The sequence below is a fragment of the Pinisolibacter aquiterrae genome (assembly GCF_019160155.1).
Taxonomy (GTDB): Bacteria; Pseudomonadota; Alphaproteobacteria; order Rhizobiales; family Ancalomicrobiaceae; genus Pinisolibacter; species Pinisolibacter aquiterrae.
This window is the reverse complement of sequence record NZ_JAFNIH010000026.1, coordinates 1-2,859: the sequence shown is the minus strand read 5'-3', so window position 1 is coordinate 2,859 and position 2,859 is coordinate 1. Positions and strand designations below refer to the sequence as shown.

The window sequence follows — 2,859 nt, the reverse complement described above, 5'->3', positions numbered from 1 at the left end:
TTGGTTCGGCAAGATCGACGAACCACGAAAGGCCGCACAGCTCGCCGTGTCGCGGCTTGCGAAGATCGGCGCGCTGTTCGTCGAGGCGCGCAGCTTCATCGAGAGCGAATACCGCGAGCAGGTCCGAAGCGCCAACGTTCGGGGTGCGCGCATCGTGCCGATGCCGTCGCCGGAGCTTCGAGCGGCACTCGCCGAGAAGAAGCCGATCGAGGACACGCTCGCCGACGAGATCACGACAATCCGGGCCGCGGTCGAGCGTCGGTTCACGCCGGAGGAACGGCGCGAACTGTGGTCGGGCGACATCGAGCGGATCCGACGCGTGGTGCCGGAAAGCACCGACCTTGACGCCCTCCGCGATCTCGCCGGACCGATCGAGGTGCAGGGGCGCGAGGTCGAGAGCCGGCGGGTGATCGAACGCTTCCTCGAGGAGGAAAAGGCGGAAGAGTCGGGGTTGTCGATGTGAGCGAGGGTGCCGAGGGAGGAAGGCCGCCGTATTCTTGTTCCAGCAAGGTCTTCGGTCTATATTATGCGGGAGAAATCGGCTCGTGGCCGAGCAGAGCATGCGGAGAGCGTGACGACGATGTCCCCGGTGGCTTCCATGGTGCTGACGACCGTGACCGCGCCTTATGGCGTGAAGGTGTCGGCGCGTGAACTCGCCGACAGGCTTCAGGATCCGGCGAGCGCTGCGGTCTTCGACGCACCGACTTTTGCTTTCTTTTCCGAGGTGAGCCCCAAGCTCCAGGCCGCGTTCATCGAAGAAATGGGTGTGAACAAGGCCGATGCTGCCGTGGTTGCGACCCTTTTTTCCGACGCTGCCGGTTATGAGCTGCCTCTGGCTGTTCGCTCGTGAATACGCCGAACCCCAGCCGATGGGGTGAACTGTTCGATCAAGCCATGCTGATCATCGACCAGGCCAACAGTCAGGGAGATATCGTCGGCGCGTGGAGTTTCGGGGGCGGTACGGCCCTGATGCTGCAGATCGGGCACCGATTGAGCCACGACATAGATCTCTTCATCGACGACCCGCAGATTCTGCCCTACCTGAACCCCAACACGCAGGGTTATCGGATGGATGTGGCGCCGTCGTTCTATGACAGCGACGGGACGCGATCTCTCAAGCTGTCATTCGAAGGGATCGGAGAAATCGACTTTATTTGCACCGGCTCCCTATCGGAGAACCCGACCGTCGAGATGGAGGTGCGCGGGCGAATGGTGCGGGTCGAGACCCCGCTGGAGATCATCACGAAGAAACTCGTCTATCGCGGTTCTCACCTGCAACCACGCGACATGTTCGATATTGCCGCCGTCCTCTTGCGGCAAAGTTCAGATGAACTCGAAGCGGGTTTGCGGGCGCACGTTGACGCGTGTCGTATCGCTCTTTCGGCCGCCGAGCGTTTCTCGTCGTCATCAGCGATGAGCATCATGAGCAAGCTGATGATCCAGAGCGGTTTCGAAGAACTGCCGGACACGGCTCAGAATGCCGTCATCGCCTTTCTTCGGCGCGTCGTCGCCGGCTGAACACTGGGTCGACGGGAGCAAAGCTCACGAACTTCCGCCAGAATTCTCTATCGAGCGGCCCCGTCTTTCCCTCGAGCCCGCCCAGCCGATCCGCCCGAGCGTCTCGTAGAGCGTCGATCGAGCAATCCCGAAGCTGCGGCAGACTTCCGTCTTGCCGATCCCCTTGTCGAGGGCATCGAGTACGGCTTCCATCGTGCGCGGATCGATGGCGGTGGGGCGCCCTCCCCTTCGGTCTTTCCGTCCGATCGCGGCGACGGCGGTCAGGATGCGTTCACGGCTGATGGTACGCTCGCATCGCGACAGCGCGCCGAACACGTCGAACAACGCGTCGCCGTGGGTGGTGCCGGCGTCGATCTTCTCGACCAAGGATCGGAACCCGACCTCTCGCCGTCGCAGATCTTCGATCGTCCGGAGGAGATCCGGCATCGAACGGCCGAGCCGGTCCAGCCGCCAGACGACGAGACTGTCCCCCTGCTCGAGGATCGCGAGGCATTTCTCGAGCGCGACGCGACCGTCGGATGGCGGCGCCGAGGGCTCTTCGAACACGTGCTTCGGATCGACCCCGGCCGCGATCAACGCATCGCGCTGGGTGGCCGTCGTCTCGCGACCGTCGTCGAATGACGCACGGATGTAACCGACGAGCATATTCGGCAAACTCCAAGGATCTCTGCAGGGAGGTAGGCGATCTTTCTTCCGGAAGGAGGGCCGGCGAGCCGGCCCCACCCGCGGGCTCAAGAGCCGGTCATGTAGTTGGTGATCACGCCGATGATGACGCCGATGATGGTGACCCCGGCGCCGATGACGATGCCGGCGATCGAGCGGCCGACGTGCTCGCGCGATCCATCGGGGTTCTGGGAGGCGTGGTAGAGCTTCACGCCGGAGATCCCGGCGAGACCGATGCCGGCGAGACCGAAGGCGCCCATGATGAAGAGGCCGATGTTGGAGAAGGAACTCGTGAGCGAGGTGGTGTTGAGCGAGCTCGACGAGGCCTTGGTGCGGGCCTGGTTCAGGACGTCGAGCGGGGCGGAAGGGTCGACGGCGCCGGCCGGAAGGATGGAGAGGAGGTAGATCGTCGCCATTGGGACGAGGTCGCGGATGCGCATGAGGGTTCCTTTCGGGGGCTGGTCGAGGGATCGGGAGGAGAGGGTCAGGTGCGGATCTCGCCGCGCATGATCTGAGCGACGATCTCGTCGGCGAGCATCGCGGCGATCCGGTCGTCGGCGTCGTGGTGGCGGCCGGCGACCTTCTTCCAGGTGTCGTGGGCGGTGCCTTCGGGAAAGCGGGCGGCGAGGACGCGGAGCGCCTCGTTGACGTCCATCCGGCGATAGAGCTCGTCGCGCA

Annotated in this window: 6 protein-coding genes; 3 read left to right on the top strand and 3 right to left on the bottom strand. The window is 64.0% G+C overall.

Going from position 1 to position 2,859, the window contains the following annotated elements; all coding sequences use genetic code 11:
• From J3S89_RS10925 to J3S89_RS10915, 3 genes are all read left to right on the top strand, one after another.
• Positions 1-463: hypothetical protein (locus J3S89_RS10925; protein WP_217927577.1), on the top strand; the 463-nt coding region annotated here is incomplete at its 5' end.
• A 135-nt stretch (positions 464-598) separates the two neighbouring features.
• Entirely contained in the window at positions 599-850 is a 252-nt protein-coding gene (locus J3S89_RS10920; RefSeq protein WP_238483850.1) for a hypothetical protein, read from the top strand.
• Positions 851-894: 44 nt separating this feature from the next.
• A complete protein-coding gene (locus J3S89_RS10915) occupies positions 895-1,518 on the top strand; it encodes a nucleotidyl transferase AbiEii/AbiGii toxin family protein (RefSeq protein ID WP_238483849.1) in 624 nt (207 codons plus the stop codon).
• A 24-nt stretch (positions 1,519-1,542) separates the two neighbouring features.
• On the opposite strand, the gene J3S89_RS10910 is transcribed toward J3S89_RS10915, so the two are convergent.
• The 3 genes from J3S89_RS10910 to J3S89_RS10900 all read right to left on the bottom strand — a co-directional run.
• On the bottom strand, positions 1,543-2,253 hold the full coding sequence (locus tag J3S89_RS10910) for a recombinase family protein (protein ID WP_238483848.1): 711 nt from the start codon (positions 2,251-2,253) through the stop codon (positions 1,543-1,545).
• On the bottom strand, positions 2,250-2,621 hold the full coding sequence (locus J3S89_RS10905) for a hypothetical protein (RefSeq protein WP_217926889.1): 372 nt from the start codon (positions 2,619-2,621) through the stop codon (positions 2,250-2,252). Before J3S89_RS10905 ends, J3S89_RS10910 begins: the two co-directional genes overlap by 4 nt.
• A 44-nt stretch (positions 2,622-2,665) precedes the next feature.
• Positions 2,666-2,859, bottom strand: a 194-nt coding sequence (locus tag J3S89_RS10900; RefSeq protein WP_217927576.1) for a hypothetical protein, incomplete at its 5' end; no start/stop codon positions are given.

What these genes read in the sequence shown, in the direction of transcription:
- J3S89_RS10920 (WP_238483850.1), top strand. Translation starts at nt 599, where the DNA reads ATGGTGCTGACGACCGTGACCGCGCCTTATGGCGTGAAGGTGTCGGCG.
- J3S89_RS10915 (WP_238483849.1), top strand. Translation starts at nt 895, where the DNA reads ATGCTGATCATCGACCAGGCCAACAGTCAGGGAGATATCGTCGGCGCG.
- J3S89_RS10905 (WP_217926889.1), bottom strand. Translation starts at nt 2,621, where the DNA reads ATGCGCATCCGCGACCTCGTCCCAATGGCGACGATCTACCTCCTCTCC.